This is a genomic window from Amycolatopsis sp. NPDC004169, assembly GCF_040610315.1.
Lineage (GTDB): Bacteria > Actinomycetota > Actinomycetes > Mycobacteriales > Pseudonocardiaceae > Amycolatopsis.
This window is the reverse complement of record NZ_JBEXMD010000010.1, coordinates 135,240-152,205: the sequence shown is the minus strand read 5'-3', so window position 1 is coordinate 152,205 and position 16,966 is coordinate 135,240. Positions and strand designations below refer to the sequence as shown.

At 71.2% G+C, this 16,966-nt stretch carries 16 protein-coding genes; 9 read left to right on the top strand and 7 right to left on the bottom strand.

The genetic code is table 11. The annotated features are described in order from the left end of the window. The first annotated feature begins 82 nt into the window (after window positions 1-82). Window positions 83-274, top strand: coding sequence for a hypothetical protein (locus tag ABZX11_RS16345; RefSeq protein ID WP_354913663.1), 192 nt, complete (start codon window positions 83-85; stop codon window positions 272-274). Here the strand turns inward: ABZX11_RS16345 and ABZX11_RS16340 are convergent, their stop codons facing one another. Both ABZX11_RS16340 and ABZX11_RS16335 read right to left on the bottom strand, forming a co-directional pair. Then, window positions 275-1,141 carry a hypothetical protein gene (locus tag ABZX11_RS16340; RefSeq protein ID WP_354913661.1) on the bottom strand — a complete coding sequence of 289 codons (867 nt, stop codon included), beginning with the start codon at window positions 1,139-1,141 and terminating at the stop codon, window positions 275-277. Then, a complete protein-coding gene (locus tag ABZX11_RS16335; protein WP_176178294.1) occupies window positions 1,138-1,446 on the bottom strand; it encodes a hypothetical protein in 309 nt (102 codons plus the stop codon). Before ABZX11_RS16335 ends, ABZX11_RS16340 begins: the two co-directional genes overlap by 4 nt. An 86-nt stretch (window positions 1,447-1,532) precedes the next feature. Here ABZX11_RS16335 and ABZX11_RS16330 point away from each other — a divergent pair, with 86 nt between their 5' ends. After that, window positions 1,533-2,501 carry a quinone oxidoreductase gene (locus ABZX11_RS16330; RefSeq protein ID WP_176176288.1) on the top strand — a complete coding sequence of 323 codons (969 nt, stop codon included), beginning with the start codon at window positions 1,533-1,535 and terminating at the stop codon, window positions 2,499-2,501. 51 nt (window positions 2,502-2,552) lie between these two features. On the opposite strand, the gene ABZX11_RS16325 is transcribed toward ABZX11_RS16330, so the two are convergent. The 4 genes from ABZX11_RS16325 to ABZX11_RS16310 all read right to left on the bottom strand — a co-directional run bounded on the left by ABZX11_RS16325 (window position 2,553) and on the right by ABZX11_RS16310 (window position 7,007). Next, window positions 2,553-3,113: an FKBP-type peptidyl-prolyl cis-trans isomerase gene (locus ABZX11_RS16325; protein WP_176176287.1), complete on the bottom strand. Its 561-nt coding sequence runs from the start codon at window positions 3,111-3,113 to the stop codon at window positions 2,553-2,555. A gap of 10 nt (window positions 3,114-3,123) precedes the next feature. Next, complete coding sequence (locus ABZX11_RS16320; protein ID WP_354913658.1) at window positions 3,124-5,361, bottom strand: AAA family ATPase; 2,238 nt, start codon at window positions 5,359-5,361, stop codon at window positions 3,124-3,126. A 60-nt stretch (window positions 5,362-5,421) separates the two neighbouring features. After that, window positions 5,422-5,820, bottom strand: a complete 399-nt coding sequence (locus tag ABZX11_RS16315; protein ID WP_354913656.1) for a hypothetical protein — start codon at window positions 5,818-5,820, stop codon at window positions 5,422-5,424. Window positions 5,821-6,026: 206 nt separating this feature from the next. Continuing rightward, window positions 6,027-7,007 (bottom strand): heme o synthase, encoded by a 981-nt coding sequence (locus tag ABZX11_RS16310; RefSeq protein ID WP_176176284.1) that lies wholly within the window; start codon window positions 7,005-7,007, stop codon window positions 6,027-6,029. A 283-nt stretch (window positions 7,008-7,290) separates the two neighbouring features. On the opposite strand from ABZX11_RS16310, the gene tkt reads away from it, so the two are divergent. The 7 genes from tkt to ABZX11_RS16275 all read left to right on the top strand — a co-directional run bounded on the left by tkt (window position 7,291) and on the right by ABZX11_RS16275 (window position 16,309). Next, a complete protein-coding gene (gene tkt, locus ABZX11_RS16305) occupies window positions 7,291-9,393 on the top strand; it encodes a transketolase (protein WP_354913654.1) in 2,103 nt (700 codons plus the stop codon). 14 nt (window positions 9,394-9,407) lie between these two features. Beyond that, the gene (gene tal, locus ABZX11_RS16300; protein ID WP_354913652.1) at window positions 9,408-10,520 is read left to right on the top strand and encodes a transaldolase; all 1,113 of its coding nucleotides are present in this window, start codon (window positions 9,408-9,410) and stop codon (window positions 10,518-10,520) included. Between the two features lie 8 nt (window positions 10,521-10,528). Then, window positions 10,529-12,151 (top strand): glucose-6-phosphate isomerase, encoded by a 1,623-nt coding sequence (locus tag ABZX11_RS16295; RefSeq protein ID WP_176176281.1) that lies wholly within the window; start codon window positions 10,529-10,531, stop codon window positions 12,149-12,151. Continuing rightward, the gene (zwf, locus tag ABZX11_RS16290; protein WP_176176280.1) at window positions 12,148-13,671 is read left to right on the top strand and encodes a glucose-6-phosphate dehydrogenase; all 1,524 of its coding nucleotides are present in this window, start codon (window positions 12,148-12,150) and stop codon (window positions 13,669-13,671) included. The genes ABZX11_RS16295 and zwf overlap by 4 nt, the downstream gene beginning before the upstream one ends. After that, complete coding sequence (gene opcA, locus ABZX11_RS16285) at window positions 13,668-14,675, top strand: glucose-6-phosphate dehydrogenase assembly protein OpcA (RefSeq protein WP_176176279.1); 1,008 nt, start codon at window positions 13,668-13,670, stop codon at window positions 14,673-14,675. Before zwf ends, opcA begins: the two co-directional genes overlap by 4 nt. Continuing rightward, complete coding sequence (pgl, locus tag ABZX11_RS16280) at window positions 14,672-15,451, top strand: 6-phosphogluconolactonase (RefSeq protein WP_176176278.1); 780 nt, start codon at window positions 14,672-14,674, stop codon at window positions 15,449-15,451. Before opcA ends, pgl begins: the two co-directional genes overlap by 4 nt. An 81-nt stretch (window positions 15,452-15,532) precedes the next feature. Further along, window positions 15,533-16,309 (top strand): SDR family oxidoreductase, encoded by a 777-nt coding sequence (locus tag ABZX11_RS16275; RefSeq protein WP_176176277.1) that lies wholly within the window; start codon window positions 15,533-15,535, stop codon window positions 16,307-16,309. Window positions 16,310-16,380: 71 nt separating this feature from the next. Here the strand turns inward: ABZX11_RS16275 and ABZX11_RS16270 are convergent, their stop codons facing one another. After that, window positions 16,381-16,941 carry a TetR/AcrR family transcriptional regulator gene (locus tag ABZX11_RS16270; RefSeq protein ID WP_176176276.1) on the bottom strand — a complete coding sequence of 187 codons (561 nt, stop codon included), beginning with the start codon at window positions 16,939-16,941 and terminating at the stop codon, window positions 16,381-16,383. Between the last annotated feature and the right edge of the window lie 25 nt (window positions 16,942-16,966).

Here is a 16,966-nt window from a genome sequence, read left to right as displayed (position 1 = left end):
ACAAAAGATCATTTCCGGTCCGGCCGGTCACCGGTCACCATTGCCCTAGGCGTACTAGTACACCATCAAGAGGGGTAGAACAATGGCCAAGGACGTCGACGGCAGATCAGGAACGCCGTCGCCCCGGCAGGACGACGGCCGCAGTTTGCGTGAACTGATCAAAGCCGGCTTCGCCGGGATCGGTGGGCTCTACATGGTCACCGGCTCGCTGGCCGTAACCGCCATGGGCGCGGTCGTCGCGCTGGCTCTGGTGGCCCTTCGAGCCGCCCGGTGACTACGCCAGCTGCTGCCGCACCGCCGAGGCGAACCTCACCGGGGCCTCCGGGTCCGCCTGCCGGAACCCCAGCGACGGCTCCGTCAGCTCCAGCTCCAGCAGCAACGGCTTCCCATCCACCCCGCGCACCAGATCCACCCGCGCGTACAACAGCTCAGCCCGCAGAATCCCCAACAACGCCGAAGCCGCATCGAGGACATCCTCAGCCAGCGCCACCGCATCAGCCGGCGGCGAAGCCGGGGCCAGCTTCTCCGTCAGGTACAGCCCCGAAGGATCCATTGTGGACCCCAGCATCGCGCCCTTCGTGAACGCATGGGAATAAATTCCCCCGACGTACACCAGAGCCAGCTCACCCGAGGCGTCCACACTGGACTGGTACGGCTGGATCAACGCCGTCTGCCCCTCGGCGTGCAGGCCGGCCACGTGCGCGGAAGCCGCAGCCACCGCCGATGCCGCGAAGCGGCCCGCACCCCGCGAGCCCGCCCCCACCGACGGCTTCACCACGAACTCCGACGACGGAAACGCAGGCTCAGAACCCGGTGGGACCAGCGATGTCCGCACCACCGCCACACCCGCGTCCGACAGCTCCACCAGGTACGACTTGTCCGTGTTCCACCGCACCACGTCGCCGGAGTTGAACAGCGACGGCACCGACGAACACCACGACAGGAACTCCGGCCGACGGGACGCGTAATCCCAGGTCGCCCGCAGGATCACCGCGTCCGCCGACGAAAAGTCGAACGACGAATCCCACGGTGCCCACGAGACCGAAAAACCCAGCGAAGACAACGCCGGCAGCAGCACGTCGTCGTCGCCGTCGCCCGACGGGAGCTCGGCGCAGCTGACCAGGACCGCCGTGGGGCTCACTTGCCCGCCATCTTGCGGCGGTGCTCCGGGCCGATCTTCGTCGCTCGCACCGTCTCCGCGTCCCACGTCGCCGGGGTCAGGTCCTCGGTCGCCTCGACCAGCGCCTCGCCCGTGGCCACCGAGGGCACCACCACGTCGCCGAGGGCTCCGTCGGCTCCGACCAGGACCACCCGGGCGCCCGCGCGGCCGATGTTCTCCACCACCGCTCGGGACGGCTTGCCGTGCGCCTTCACGAACTTGCGGGCCGCGGCCAGCTGCGCGCCGGACGGCGGGACGACGGTCTCTTCGTTTTCAGCCACGGACAGCACGATAACCAAGAACCGGCCGGAACGCGGAACAGCGTGGCCTCGGCCATAGTTGCACCGGGAGAACCGCGACCCGAGGAGGACCCATGCCCACCGCAGTGCAGGTGACGAAGACCGGCGGCCCGGAAGTGCTCGAACCGGCCGAAGTGGACGTCCGCGCCCCGGGGGCCGGCGAACTGCTGGTCGACGTCGCCGCGGCCGGGGTCAACTACATCGACACCTACCAGCGCCAGGGCATCTACCCGATGGAGCTGCCGTTCGTGCCCGGCCTCGAAGGCGCCGGCACCGTCGTCGAAGCGGGCGCGGACACCGGCTTCGCGCCCGGCGACCGGGTCGCCTGGCAGGGGTCGATCGGCAGCTACGCGGCCCGGAAGCTCCTCCCGGCGTCGGTCGCGGTGCGGGTTCCCGAAGGCGTCTCGCTCGAGACCGCCGCCGCGACCATGCTGCAGGGCATCACCGCGCACTACCTGGTCGCGTCCACCTTCGAGGTCAAGCCGGGCCACGACGTGCTGGTGCACGCGGCCGCCGGCGGGGTCGGCCTGCTCCTGGTGCAGCTGGCGAAGGCGCGCGGCGCCCGGGTGATCGGCACCGTGTCGACCGAGGAGAAGGCGAAGCTCGCCCGCGAAGCCGGCGCCGACGAGGTCATCCGGTACGACCGGGACGACTTCGCCAAGCTCACCCGCGAGCTGACGGACGGCGAAGGCGTCGACGTCGTCTACGACGGCGTCGGCAAGGACACCGTCGACGGCAGCCTGGCCAGCCTGAAGGTCCGCGGCCTGCTCGCGCTCTTCGGCGCCGCCAGCGGCCCGGTGCCGCCCCTGGACCCGCAGCGCCTCAACTCCGGCGGCTCGCTCTACCTGACCCGCCCGACGTCCGTGCACTACACGCGCACGCGCGAGGAGATCGACTGGCGGTCGAAGGAGCTGTTCGACGCCATCCTCGCGGGCGAGCTCACCGTCCGCATCGGCGGCACCTACCCGCTGGCCGACGCCCGCAAGGCCCACGAGGACCTGCAGGGCCGCCGCACCACCGGCAAGGTGCTGCTCATCCCCTGACACGCGCGAAGGCCGCCCGGAGCATCCCCGGGCGGCCTTCTTCCGCGCTCGTCAGGCCGCGCCGACCGCCACCGCGTCGGTGACGAACACCAGCGTCTCGTTCGGCTTGATGCCGTTGCCGCCCTCGCGGTAGGCGAGGTCCGGCGGGATGATCAGCAGCCGGCGGCCGCCCTGCTTGATGCCCGTCAGGCCCTGGTCCCAGCCCGGGATGACCTCGCCCGCGCCCAGGTTCAGGTCGAACGTCTTGCCGCGGTCGAAGGAGCTGTCCAGCTTCTGCTTGTCCGACCAGGTCACCAGCAGGTAGTTCATGCTGAGCTTCTGCCCGGCCTTGGCCGGCTCGCCGGTGCCATCGGACAGGTCCTTCGTGATCAGCTTCTTCGGCGGGTCGCAGTCGTCCGGGATGGTGATCGTCGGCACCTCGCCGAACTTGCCCGTCGTCTTGACGTCGTCCGCGGTGCACTCGCGGCCCTTGCTCTGGGGCGCCTGAGCGGCGGTCGACGACGGGACCTGCGGTCCCGCCGGGGCGGCCGTCTGGGTCTTGTCCTGCTGTCCGCACGCGGCCAGCGACAGCGCCGCCGCGGCGACGACCACGATCTTCCCGATGTTCTGCATGCCGGGCACCCTAGCCAAGCACGGAGAGTGCCGGCACCTCGTCACCGGTCCGGACCACGCCGAGCCGCCGGGTCGCCCGCGTCAGGGCCACGTACAGGTCGTTGAGCCCCCGCGGCGAGCCCGCGACGACCTCGTCCGGCGCGACCAGCACCACCGAGTCGAACTCCAGGCCCTTCGACCGCTCGACCGTCAGCACGCTCAGCCGTTCGTCGTGCGAGCCGAGCAGCGCCGACACCTCGGCGAACCGGCCGGCGGGCACCAGCACCGCCACCGTGCCGCCGTCCACTTCGGACAGCTCGCGGGTCACCAGGCCGGGCAGCTCCGCCTCGAGGGACACCGGGCGCACCGACCACGGCGGCACCCCGGTCTCCCGCACCGACGACGGCGCCGACAGCTCCGGCGACACCTCGGCGAGCACCCGCGCCGCGACCGCCATGATCTCGGCAGGCGTGCGGTAGTTCACGGTCAGCTGCTCCAGCCGCCAGCGGTCCTCGACGTACGGCGAGAGCACCTCGCCCCACGACCGGGCCCCGCCCGCCGCGCCGGTCTGGGCGACGTCGCCGACCAGCGTCATCGACCGGTTCGGCGTGCGCCGCATCAGCAGCCGCCAGTCCATCGCCGAGAGCTCCTGGGCCTCGTCGACGATCACGTGCCCGAACGTCCAGGTCCGGTCCTGCGCGGCCCGCTGGGCGGCGGTCAGCTCGCTGCGCTCCTGCTGGCGTTCGGCGAACAGCTCGGCGTCGAGGACGTCGGAGACGCGCAGCAGCTCCTCGTCGATGATCTCTTCGTCCTGCTCGAGGATGTCGAGCACGCCCTCGGCGTACGCGCGTTCCTCACGCTCACGGCGTTTGCGCTCGACGCGGGCCTCGGTGTCGTCGACGCCGATCAGCTCCGCCAGCTCGTCGAGCAGCGGCACGTCGGCCGGGGTCCAGCGGGCGTCCCGGCCGCTCTCCAGGAGGGCCCGCTCTTCGGGCGAAAGCAGCTTGCGGGCGGCGCTGTCGAGCCGTTCGCGGTCGGCGAACAGGTCGTCCAGCACGCCTTCCGGGCTCAGCACGGGCCACAGGGAATCCAGCGCGGCGGCGACCTGGTCGTCGGCGGCCAGCTCGGCGCGGATGTCGGCCAGGTCCTGCCCGTCCAAGAGGTCCTCCCCCAGCTTGCGGGCGGCCTGGCGGGTCAGCGCGTCGAGCACGTCGGAGACGAACAGGCGCCGCGCCGGGTTGTGCGGGCGCCGCGACCGGCGGGCGCGGGTGCGGGCGTCGGTGCACGTCTTGCGGTCCAGCCGCAGGACGTCGTGCTCGTACTCGATCTCCAGCACCGGCTCGGGCACGCGCTGGCGGTCGCGGACGGCGTTGGCCAGCACCTCCGCCATCACCAGCCGGCCCTTGACCTCGGTGGTCGCGCGGGGTTCCGTGCCGTCGGCGTCCAGGCCGGGGTAGAGCCGGCCGATGGTGGCGAGCAGCACGCCGGTCTCGCCCAGCGACGGCAGCACCTGGCCGATGTAGCGCAGGAACGTGCTGTTCGGGCCGACGACGAGCACGCCGCGGGTGGTGAGCTGCTGGCGGTGCGTGTAGAGCAGGTAGGCCGCGCGGTGCAGCGCCACGGCGGTCTTGCCCGTGCCGGGGCCGCCCTGCACGACCATGACGCCGCCGAGCGGGGCGCGGATGATGCGGTCCTGCTCGGCCTGGATGGTCGCGACGATGTCGCTCATCTCGCCGGTGCGCCGCTGCTCCAGCGCGGCCAGCAGCGCGGCTTCGCCGGCCAGGCCGAGGTCCTGGCCCTGGTCGGCGGCGGTGAGGTCGAGGATTTCGTCGTCGAACCCGGTGACCTTGCGGCTCAGCGACCGCAGGTGCCGTCGCCGCCGCACCCCTTCGGGTGACGCGGCGGTGGCCAGGTAGAACGGCCGCGCGACCGGCGCCCGCCAGTCGACCAGCAGCGGCCGGTAGTCGTCGTCTTCGTCGAACAGCCCGAGCCTGCCGATGTAGGTGGTCTCCTCGGCGCTCTCGGGGAGGAAGTCGAGCCGCCCGAAGGCGAGGCCCTGCTCGACCGAGCCGAGCTGGGCGAGCCGGTCGGTGTAGAGGGTGGTGGCGACGTCCCGCTCGGTGCGGGCCTGCGGGGTGCCGCCGGTCTGCCGCAGCGTCTCGTCGAGGCGGCGCTGGGCTTCGAGGCGCTCGGCGTCGAGCTTCGCGTAGAGGGTGGTGACGTACGCCTGCTCGCGGGCGAGCTCGGCGGAAAAGTCGTCCGAAGACAAGGATCCTGCTTTCGCCTCAAGGAAAAGAGCCAACGAAGTGTAACGGCGCCCGGCGCGCGATCATTCCGTCCGCAGGTCGCAGTAGGGGAAGACCTCGGCACCCGCGGCGGCCCCGGGCAGCACCCGCTCCCCCGGCGCGCACGACACGCTCGCCGCCGGCAGCTGCTCACCCCCGGTGATTCGCCCGTCCGGGGCGCGGAACAGCACCGCGGCGCCGCGGCTGGTCAGCGGACGGCAGTTGCCGGAGCGGTAGCGGACCCCGCCGGGGACGACGTCGGCGGTCACCGGGGTGAAGCCGCCTAGCGCCTCGGGTGCGATCCAGATCACCGGACCGACCGCGGGGTGGTCGAGCGCGACACCGCTCCGCCCGCCGGGCAGGAGAACGGGGACCTCGACGGTCCGGGAGCCGGACGTCACCGTGATCCGGTAGGCGGCGAGGGTGCTGGTGTTCTCCAGCACCGCGGCACCCGGGCCCTGCTCGGCGACGCGGACGGCACCGCCGTCGGGCGCGGGCCCGGGGACGGCGGTGATCCGCTTCGGGATGGTGCAGCCGCCGGTGAGCAGCGACTCGTCCAGTGCGGGGAGGTTCCCGCGGCCGAGGAGGACCAGCAGGCCCAGGACGACGACCGCGGTGGCCGCCGTCCCGATCCGTCTCAGAGCCGGAGTCAGAACGGCAGGCCGAGGGTCGGCAGGCCGATGGCCGAGTCGACGGCCAAGGCCACGAACACGATCATCAGGTACGTGTTCGACCGGTGGAACAGGGCCATCGGCTTGGTCTCCTCGCCGCGCCGCACCGCCGCCTGCAGGCTGTGCGCGTAGAAGAGGAACCAGCCGCCCGCGAGGATCGCGAACGTGCCGTACAGCCACGACGTCACCGGGAGCAGCAGCAGCGTCCAGGCCACCATCACCCACGAGTAGATGACGATCTGGCGGGCGACGTGCTGGGCGGTGGCGACCACCGGCAGCATCGGGACGCCGGCCCGCTCGTAGTCCTCGCGGTACTTCATGCCCAGCGCCCACGTGTGCGGCGGGGTCCAGAAGAAGATCACGCCGAACATCACGAACGCCGGCCACTGCACCGTGCCGGTGACGGCCGCCCAGCCGATGACCACCGGCATGCAGCCCGCCGCGCCGCCCCAGACCACGTTCTGCGACGTGCGCCGCTTGAGGCCGAGCGTGTAGACGAAGATGTAGAACAGGATCGTCGCCACGGCCAGCAGGGCCGAGAGCAGGTTCACCGTGAAGTAGAGCACGACGAACGAGGCGACCCCCAGCACCAGGCCGAAGACCAGCGCGCCGCGGCGGGGCACCGAGTCCTTGACCAGCGGGCGGCGCTTCGTGCGGTTCATCACCTTGTCGATGTCCGCGTCGATCACGCAGTTGAGCGCGTTCGCGCTGCCCGCGGCCATCGTCCCGCCCACCAGCGTGGCCAGCACCAGCCACGGCGAGGGGATCTGACGGCCGGCGAGGAACATCGCCGGGATGGTGGTCACCAGGAGGAGCTCGATGACCCGGGGCTTCGCGAGCGCCGCGTAGGCGCCGACGACCCGGCGGAGGCTTCGCCGGTCACCGTGCGGTCGCTCACCGGTCGGGTGCACGGCGCTGGTGTCTTCACTGCGTCCGTGCGCAGCGTTCACCGGCGACATTTCACTCCCTGCGTCAGGTTCGGGCGGGACCAGTCCGGGTAGCCGAAGAACCAGCCCTACTGAACCCTCGAACGATGTTAGACGTGGTGAATCCCGTGGGTGATCGCGGGTCCTCGACCGGCCGAAGCACTAGGCTGGCCGCGACGGGCCGCGATTGCCCCTGCGCATGGCCGCGAGCAGGAATATCGTCCCTTCGGGATCGATTGAGATAGGTAGCCGCGCGCACGGGTAACCGGAACGAGGAAGACCAGCCGCAACCATCATGACCGGGAGTTGGAGTTCAGTGTCCGAAACCGCCACTACCAGCGAGAACAACCCACTCCTCCGGCGCAACGTGCCCGCCGACTGGACCGACACCGACACCCGCGCCGTGGACACCGTCCGGGTCCTGGCCGCCGACGCGGTCGAAAACTGTGGCAGTGGCCACCCCGGCACGGCGATGAGCCTGGCGCCGCTGGCCTACACGCTGTTCCAGCGCACGCTGCGTCACGACCCGAACGACCAGCACTGGCCGGGCCGTGACCGCTTCGTCCTCTCGGCCGGGCACTCCAGCCTGACCCTCTACATCCAGCTGTTCCTCGCCGGCTACGGCCTCGAGCTCGAGGACCTCAAGCAGCTGCGCAAGTGGGGCTCGAAGACCCCGGGTCACCCGGAGTACCGCCACACCGACGGCGTCGAGACCACCACCGGCCCGCTGGGCCAGGGCCTGGCCAACGCCGTGGGCATGGCGATGGCCGCCCGCCGCGAGCGCGGCCTGCTCGACCCGGACGCCGCGCCCGGCGAGAGCATCTTCGACCACCACATCTACGTGATCGCCTCCGACGGCGACATCGAAGAGGGCGTCACCTCCGAGGCCTCGTCCATCGCGGGCCGCCAGGAACTGGGCAACCTGATCGTCTTCTACGACGACAACAAGATCTCGATCGAGGACGACACCAACATCGCGCTGTCCGAGGACACCGTGAAGCGCTACGAGGCCTACGGGTGGCACACCCAGGTCGTCGAGGGCGGCGAGGACGTCGTCGCGATCGAGGAGGCCATCAAGGCCGCCAAGGCCGAGACGCAGCGGCCGTCGTTCATCGCGCTGCGGACCGTCATCGGCTACCCGGCCCCGAAGAAGATGGGCACCGGCAAGGCGCACGGCGCCGCGCTGGGCGCCGAAGAGGTCGCCGCGGTCAAGGAGATCCTCGGCTTCGACCCGAACCAGTCGTTCGTGGTCGAGGACGACGTGCTCAAGCACACCCGCCAGGCGCTCGAGCGCGGCAAGGCCGCCCACGCCGAGTGGCAGGAGAAGTTCGAGGCCTGGGGCAAGGCCAACCCGGAGCGCAAGAAGCTGGCCGACCGGCTGGCCACCCGCACGCTGCCGGAGGGCTTCGCCGACAACCTGCCGCACTGGGAGCCGGACGCCAAGGGCATCGCGACCCGCAAGGCCTCCGGTGAGGTGCTCAACGCCCTCGCCGAGCCGCTGCCGGAGCTGTGGGGCGGGTCGGCCGACCTGGCCGAGAGCAACAACACGACGATGAAGGGCGCCGACTCGTTCGGTCCCGAGAAGGCCGCCACCGAGATGTGGCAGGCCAACCCGTACGGCCGGACGCTGCACTTCGGCGTCCGCGAGCACGCCATGGGCTCGATCCTCAACGGGATCGCGCTGCACGGCGGCACCCGCCCGTACGGCGCGACGTTCCTCATCTTCTCCGACTACATGCGCCCGCCGGTCCGGCTGGCCGCGCTGATGAAGGCGCCGGTCACCTACGTCTGGACGCACGACTCGATCGGCCTCGGCGAGGACGGCCCGACGCACCAGCCGATCGAGCAGCTCTCCGCGCTGCGCGCGATCCCTGGCCTCAACGTCGTCCGCCCGGCGGACGCCAACGAGACCGCGTACGCGTGGAAGGCGGTCCTGGAGGACATCCACCACCCGTCCGGCCTGGCCCTGACCCGCCAGAACGTGCCGGTGCTCGAGGGCACCAGCGCGGAGGGCGTGGCGAAGGGCGGGTACGTCCTCGCCGACAGCGAAGGCACCCCGGACGTGGTCCTCATCGCCACCGGCTCCGAGGTCCAGCTGGCGGTCGAGGCCAAGAAGACCCTGGACGCCGACGGCGTCAAGGCGCGCGTCGTGTCCATGCCGTGCGTCGAGTGGTTCGACGCGCAGGACGCGGCCTACCGCGAATCCGTCATCCCGGCCGGTGTGAAGGCCCGCGTGTCCGTCGAGGCGGGCATCGCCCAGTCGTGGCACCGCTTCACCGGTGACGCCGGGGTGAACGTTTCGATCGAGCACTTCGGCGCCTCCGCCGATGCCGCCACACTGTTCCGTGAGTTCGGTTTCACCGCGGAAGCAGTCGTCGAGGCCGCGCGCCGCTCGATCCAGAACACCAAGAATTCCTGAAGGGGATGACAGTAATGAGCAACGACAAGCTCGCCGCGTTGTCCGAAGCCGGTGTCTCGATCTGGCTCGACGACCTTTCGCGTGAACGCCTGAACACCGGCAACCTGGCCGCCCTGATCCGCAACAAGCACGTCGTGGGCGTGACGACCAACCCGACGATCTTCGCCAACGCGATGTCGAAGGGCGACGCCTACGACGAGCGGACGCGGGAGCTCGCGGCCCAGGGCGCCGACGTCGAGGCGACCATCCGCGACCTGACCACGACCGACGTGCGCAACGCCGCGGACCTGTTCCGCGACGTCTACACCGCCACGAACGGGGTCGACGGCCGCGTGTCGATCGAGGTCGACCCGCGCCTGGCCAAGGACTCCGACAAGACGGTCGTCGAGGCGCAGGACCTGTGGAAGACCGTGGACCGGCCGAACGTGCTGATCAAGATCCCGGCCACCGAAGAGGGCCTGCCCGCCATCACGAAGACACTGGCCGAGGGCATCAGCGTCAACGTCACGCTGATCTTCTCCGTCGAGCGGTACAAGAAGGTCATCGAGGCCTACTTCGCCGGCCTGGAGCAGGCGAAGGCCAACGGCCACGACCTGCGCGGCATCCACTCGGTGGCGTCGTTCTTCGTCTCGCGCGTGGACACCGAGATCGACAAGCGCCTGGAGGCCATCGGCACCGACGAGGCTCTGGCCCTGCGCGGCAAGGCCGCCGTCGCCAACGCCCGCCTCGCCTACGCGGCCTTCCAGGAGCTGTCCGGCACCGACCGCTGGAAGGCCCTCGCGGCCGACGGCGCCAACGCGCAGCGTCCGCTGTGGGCGTCGACCGGCGTGAAGAACCCGGACTACTCCCCCACCCTCTACGTCGACCAGCTCGTCGTGAAGGACACGGTCAACACGATGCCGGAGAAGACTCTGGACGCGGTGGCCGAGCACGCGCAGATCACCGGTGACCAGGTCAGCGGGCGCGCCGCCGAGGCGCAGGAGGTCTTCGACAAGCTCGAAGCCGTCGGCATCGACATCCGCGACGTGTTCCTCGTGCTGGAGAACGAGGGCGTCGAGAAGTTCGAGAAGTCGTGGACCGAGCTCCTGGAGACCGTCAACGGGCAGCTCGAGCAGGCGAAGGGCTGACGCACGACATGACGACAGGGGAAACGACCGGCGTCGAGATCGTGGACGCCGCACTGGCGGAGCGCGCCGCTCCGCTGGCCGAGCAGCTGGTCAAGGACCAGGTCGCCTCGAAGCTGGCGGCGCAGGACGCGACGCTCTGGGGACCGGACGCCGAATCCGAGGCGTCGATCCGGCTGTCGTGGACGACGCTGCACAAGTCGTCGCGGCCGCTGATCGGCGAGATCGAGCAGCTGCGGACCGAGCTGCGCGGTGAGGGCGTCGACCGCGTGGTGCTGGCCGGCATGGGCGGCTCGTCGCTGGCGCCGGAGGTGATCACCGCGACCGACGGCGTCGCGCTGACCGTCCTCGACACCACCGACCCGGGCCAGGTCGCCGACGCGCTCGCCGGCGACCTCGAGCGCACGGTGATCGTGGTGTCGTCGAAGTCGGGCGGCACCGTCGAGACCGACAGCCACCGGCGCATCTTCGCGAAAGCGTTCGCCGACGCGGGGATCGACGCGGCCCGGCGGATCGTGGTCGTCACCGACCCGGGCTCGCCGTTCCAGGAACTGTCCGAAAAGGAGGGTTACCGCAAGACCTTCCTCGCCGACCCGCACGTCGGCGGCCGCTACTCGGCGCTGACCGCGTTCGGGCTCGTCCCGGCCGGCCTGGCCGGCGCGGACGTCGCCCGGCTGCTCGACCAGGCCGCTTCGGTGGCCGAGCAGCTCGCCGCGGACTCGGCGGACAACCCGGCGGTCAAGCTCGCCGCCGCCTGGGCCGCCGCGCACGAGGCCGGCGCCGAGAAGGTCGTCCTCGCCGACACCGGTTCCGGCATCAAGGGCTTCCCGGACTGGGCCGAGCAGCTCATCGCGGAATCCACCGGCAAGCAGGGCACCGGTCTCCTGCCGGTCGCGGTCGAGGGCGCGGAGGCGCCCGGCTTCGTGGACGCGAAGTCCGACGCCACGCCGACCGCGGTCGGCGGCCCGCAGGGTGCGGCGAAGATCTCCGTCACCGGCTCGCTCGGCGCGCAGTTCCTGCTGTGGGAGTTCGCGACCGCGCTGGCCGGCCGGCTGCTCGGGATCAACCCGTTCGACCAGCCGGACGTGGAAGCCGCGAAGAAGGCGGCCCGCGCACTGCTGGACGACCCGGAGAAGCTGAAGGGCGGCGAGGAGCCGTCCAACGTGGACGGTCCGGTCGAGATCTTCGGCAGCGACGGGGTCTCCACCGAGGGCAGCCTGACCGACGTGCTGCGCGCGTTCTTCGCTTCGGCGCCGGAAGCGGGCTACATCGCGGTGCAGGCGTACCTCGACCGGCTCGAAGACGCGTCGACGGCGGTGCTGCGCGGCGAAATCGCCAAGCGCACCGGGCTGCAGACGACGTTCGGCTGGGGCCCGCGGTTCCTGCACTCCACCGGCCAGTACCACAAGGGCGGGCACCAGAACGGCGTGTTCCTGCAGCTCACCGGCGCCGTCGAGCAGGACCTCGACGTGCCGGACCGGCCGTACACGCTGGGGCAGCTGCAGCACGCCCAGGCCCTCGGCGACGGCCAGGTGCTGGCCGAGCACGGCCGCCCGGTGCTGCGCCTGCACCTGACCGACCGGGCCGCGGGCCTTGCGGCCGTCGCCCGCGCGGTACAGGAGGTTTCCGCATGACGTGGAAGAACCCGCTGCGCGATCCTCGGGACAAGCGGCTCCCGCGGATCGCCGGGCCCTCCAGCCTGGTGATCTTCGGGGTCACCGGTGACCTGGCCCGCAAGAAGCTGATGCCCGCCATCTACGACCTGGCCAACCGCGGGCTGCTGCCCGCGGGCTTCTCGCTCGTCGGGTTCGCCCGCCGCGACTGGGAGCACCAGGACTTCGGCGAGCTCGTGCACGACTCGGTCAAGGAGCACGCGCGGACGCCGTTCAAGGAGTCGGTGTGGAACCGGCTCGCCGAAGGCATCCGGTTCGTCCAGGGCACCTTCGACGACGACGAAGCCTTCGACCGGCTCGCGAAGACCATCCGCGACCTCGACGCCGAACGCGGCACCGGCGGCAACACCGCGTTCTACCTGTCGATCCCGCCCGGCGCGTTCCCGGTGGTGACCAAGCAGCTGGCCCGCTCCGGGCTGGCGAACGCCGACGAGAACACCTGGCGGCGCGTGGTCATCGAGAAGCCCTTCGGGCACGACCTGAAGAGCGCCGAAGAGCTGAACGCGATCGTCAACGACGTCTTCCCCGAGGAGTCGGTGTTCCGCATCGACCACTACCTCGGCAAGGAGACGGTGCAGAACATCCTGGCGCTGCGCTTCGCCAACCAGCTGTTCGAGCCGATCTGGAACGCCAACTACGTCGACCACGTGCAGATCACCATGGCCGAGGACATCGGCCTCGGCGGCCGCGCGGGGTACTACGACGGCATCGGCGCGGCCCGCGACGTCATCCAGAACCACCTGCTGCAACTGCTCGCCTTCACCGCGATGGAGGAGCCGCTGTCGTTCGAGCCGCGGGCCCTGCGCGCGGAGAAGATCAAGGTGCTCTCGGGCACCAAACCGGTCGAGCCGTTCGACAAGACCACCGCGCGCGGTCAGTACGCGGGCGGCTGGCAGGGCGGCATGAAGGTGCCCGGCCTGCTGCAGGAAGAGGGCTTCGCGAAGGACTCGAAGACCGAGACCTACGCCGCGGTGACCCTCGAAGTGCAGAGCCGCCGCTGGGCCGGGGTGCCGTTCTACCTGCGCACCGGCAAGCGGCTCGGCCGCCGCGTCACCGAGATCGCCGTGGTGTTCAAGCGGGCGCCGCACCTGCCGTTCGACTCGACCTCGACCGAGGAGCTCGGCCAGAACGCCCTGGTCATCCGGGTCCAGCCGGACGAGGGCATCACGCTGCGGTTCGGCTCGAAGGTGCCGGGGACCACGATGGAGGTCCGCGACGTCACGATGGACTTCGGGTACGGGCACGCGTTCACCGAATCCTCCCCGGAGGCCTACGAGCGGCTGATCCTGGACGTCCTGCTCGGCGAACCGTCGCTGTTCCCGGTGAACGAAGAGGTCGAGCTCTCCTGGAAGATCCTCGACCCGATCCTGGAGCACTGGGCGAAGGAAGGCGCGCCGGAGCAGTACCCGCCGGGTACCTGGGGCCCGCGGTCCGCCGACGAAATGCTGGAGCGCACCGGCCGGAAATGGAGGCGCCCGTGATCATCGACCTGCCGTCCACCACGACTTCGGCACTCAACAAGAAGCTGGTGGAGATCCGCGAACAGGGCGGGCAAGTCGCGCTCGGGCGGGTGCTGACGCTGGTGATCGTGGCCGACGACGACGCCAAGCTCGAGGAAGCCATCGAGGCGGCCAACGGCGCGAGCCGCGAGCACCCGTCGCGGGTGATCGTGGTGGCCAAGGGCGCCCGCACGGCGGCCCCGCGCATCGACGGCCAGATCCGGGTCGGCGGCGACGCCGGCGCGAGCGAGGTCATCGTGCTGCGCCTGTACGGCCCGCTGGCCGGCCAGGGGCAGAGTGCCGTGGTGCCGCTGCTGCTGCCGGACGCGCCGATCGTGTGCTGGTGGCCCGGTGCCGGCCCGAAGGACCCGGACAAGGACCCGCTCGGCGAGCTGGCCCAGCGCCGGATCACCGACTCGGCCGCGGAGAAGAGCCCGGTCAAGGCGCTGACCACGCGGGCGAAGGCGTACACCGAAGGTGACACCGACCTGGCCTGGACGCGCCTGACGCACTGGCGCGCCCAGCTCGTCTCGGCCCTGGACCTGCCGCCGTACGAGAAGATCACCGGTGCGACGGTGACCGGCGAGGCCGACTCGCCGTCGACCGAGCTGCTGGCCGCCTGGCTGGCCGAGTACCTGAAGGTGCCGGTCAAGCGGGTCAAGAGCTCGGGCGCGGCGGGGATCATCTCGGTGCGGCTCGACCGGAAGTCGGGCCCGGTGGAACTGCACCGCCCGGACGGCCGCGTGGGCACGCTGACCCAGCCGGGCCAGCCGACCCGCCGGATCGCCCTGCAGCGGCGCAGCACGCAGGACTGCCTGGTCGAGGAGCTGCGCCGGCTCGACCCGGACGAGGTCTACGAAGCGGCCCTGCACGGCCTTGGCAAGATCACGTCGGGCTCGAACGGCAAGCCGGGGACGCCGCCGAAGGCGGACGTGACGTCCCCGGCCGCGGCGGCGGGCTCGGCTGCTTCGGGTGCCGCCAAATGAGCAAGACGGAAGTCGTCGTCTACGCGAACCAGGACCTCCTGGCCGCCGCGGCGGCGGCCCGCCTGGTGACCCGGCTGGTGGACGTCCAGGCGGCCAAGGGGTCGGCCTCGGTGGTGCTGACCGGCGGCGGTACCGGGATCGCGGTGCTGTCGGAGCTGCGCGCCTCCTCGGCCCGTGACGCGATCGACTGGTCACGGCTGGACGTCTACTGGGGCGACGAGCGGTTCGTGCCGGCGGATTCGGACGAGCGGAACGAGAAGCAGGCCCGCGAGGCGCTGCTGGACCACGTCCCGCTGGACCCGAAGCGCGTCCACCCGATGGCCGCGTCGGACGGCGAGTTCGGGTCCGATGTGGACGCAGCGGCGGCGGCTTATGCCTCGGTGCTGGCGTCCCAGGCCGGGCCGGAAGACCACGGTGACGTCCCGTCGTTCGACATCATGTTGCTGGGCCTCGGCGGTGAAGGGCACACGGCCTCGGTGTTCCCGGAGTCCCCGGCGGTGTACGAGACGGACCGGACGGTGGTGGCGGTGCGCAACTGCCCCAAGCCGCCGCCGACCCGGATTTCGTTGACGCTGCCGGCGATCCGGCGGGCGCGGGACGTGTGGCTGATGACGGCCGGTGAGGCGAAGGCCGACGCGGTGGCGCTGGCGTTGGCCGGAGCCGGGGAGGTCCAGCTGCCGGTGGCCGGGGCCCGCGGGCACCGGCGGACGTTGTGGCTGCTGGACCGGGCCGCGGCGGGGAAGCTGACGAAGGTGTACCAGCCGCCGACGGCGTGAGTTTCGTGTCGGCTCGGTGAAGGCCCTCTGCCTCGGCAGGGGGCCTTCATTCGTTTCGCCGGTTAGGGTCGAGGTGTGGAGATGGCGGGCCGGGTGGCGGTGGTGACCGGCGTCAGCCGCCGGGCGGGGATCGGTTTCGCGGTGGCCGAGGAGCTGCTGGCCGCGGGGGCTTCGGTGCTGGTGCATTCGTGGTCCCCGCACGACGCGGAGCAGCCGTGGGGCACCGATCCGGCGGGCGACGCCGGAATCGTGGAACTGCTCGGAGGAGCCGGGCCCCGCCTCCAGCACATCGCGGCCGACTTCGCCGACCCCGAAGCGCCCGCACGGGTGGTGGCGGCCGCGGTGGCGGCGTTCGGCGCGGTCGACGTGGTGGTCGCCAACCACGCCCGGAGTTCGAACCAGGGGTTGGCGGAGGTCACGGCGGCCGAGCTGGACCTGACGTGGGCGGTGAACGCCCGCGCGAGTGTCCTGCTGACCCAGTCGTACGCCGCCGCCCACGACGACACGCGACCGGGCGGGCGGGTCATCCTGTTCACCTCCGGGCAGCACCTGGCGCCGATGAGCGACGAGCTGCCGTACGCGATCAGCAAGGGTGCGGTCCACCAGATGACGCTCAGCTTGTCCGACGCGCTGGTGGACCGGGGGATCACGGTGAACGCGCTCAACCCGGGGCCGGTCGACACGGGGTGGGCGGAGCCGGATCTCGCCGAACGCGTCGGACGTGCGCTGCCGGCGGGGCGGTGGTGCAGCCCGCGCGAGGTGGCGCGTTTGGTGAGGTGGCTGGCGTCGGAGGAGAGCCGGTGGATCACCGGGCAGGTGATCAATGCCGAGGGCGGGTTCCGCCGCTGGGTGATGTGAAGGCACAACCCACACCTCGCCGCCGGCCGAAAGCTCAGATCTTCACCACGCAAGAGCATCGCCGCAGTGAGCTACTCCGTGCGCCAGCCGCGCTGCAGGCGGGCGAAAATCTCCTCCGCCGCCCGGCGGGGGTGCTCGTGGGCCAGGATCAGCTCGCGCGACGCCAGTGCGAACCGGGCCAGTGCCGCGCACGCCACGTCGTCCTCCGGCGCCCCCATCTCCTGCGCGATCGCCCTGGCCAGCGCCTTCTCGTGGCGCATCCACATCCGCCTCGCGTAGTCGCGCAGCGGTGGCTCGCTCTCGATCAAGTGCAGGAACTCGTCGCTCGGGCCCTTCTTCACCGAGCGCAGGAGGTGCTCGCGCAGCGCGTCGACCACCGAGAACCCCGGCGGCCGCCCGACGACCGCCGTGATCAGGGCCGCCTCGACGTCCTCGTCCTGGTCGAACACCAGGGCTTCCTTGCTCGGGAAGTACTTGAACAGCGTCGTCACCGAGACATCCGCCGCGTCCGCGATCTCCTTCACCCCGACCTGGTCGTAGCCGCGCTGGAGGAACAGCTCGAGCGCGGCGTCGGCGAGGGCTTTGCGGGTCTGCGCCTTCTTGCGCTCGCGGCGTCCGATCACTTCCGTCATGCACCAAAGTCTAACTCACTTCAAA

Bases quoted from the DNA above. Each gene is read 5' to 3' on its own strand.
- ABZX11_RS16345 (WP_354913663.1), top strand. From the start codon at position 83: ATGGCCAAGGACGTCGACGGCAGATCAGGAACGCCGTCGCCCCGGCAG.
- ABZX11_RS16330 (WP_176176288.1), top strand. From the start codon at position 1,533: ATGCCCACCGCAGTGCAGGTGACGAAGACCGGCGGCCCGGAAGTGCTC.
- ABZX11_RS16325 (WP_176176287.1), bottom strand. From the start codon at position 3,113: ATGCAGAACATCGGGAAGATCGTGGTCGTCGCCGCGGCGGCGCTGTCG.
- ABZX11_RS16310 (WP_176176284.1), bottom strand. From the start codon at position 7,007: ATGTCGCCGGTGAACGCTGCGCACGGACGCAGTGAAGACACCAGCGCC.
- tal (WP_354913652.1), top strand. From the start codon at position 9,408: ATGAGCAACGACAAGCTCGCCGCGTTGTCCGAAGCCGGTGTCTCGATC.
- ABZX11_RS16295 (WP_176176281.1), top strand. From the start codon at position 10,529: ATGACGACAGGGGAAACGACCGGCGTCGAGATCGTGGACGCCGCACTG.
- zwf (WP_176176280.1), top strand. From the start codon at position 12,148: ATGACGTGGAAGAACCCGCTGCGCGATCCTCGGGACAAGCGGCTCCCG.
- pgl (WP_176176278.1), top strand. From the start codon at position 14,672: ATGAGCAAGACGGAAGTCGTCGTCTACGCGAACCAGGACCTCCTGGCC.
- ABZX11_RS16275 (WP_176176277.1), top strand. From the start codon at position 15,533: ATGGCGGGCCGGGTGGCGGTGGTGACCGGCGTCAGCCGCCGGGCGGGG.
- ABZX11_RS16270 (WP_176176276.1), bottom strand. From the start codon at position 16,941: ATGACGGAAGTGATCGGACGCCGCGAGCGCAAGAAGGCGCAGACCCGC.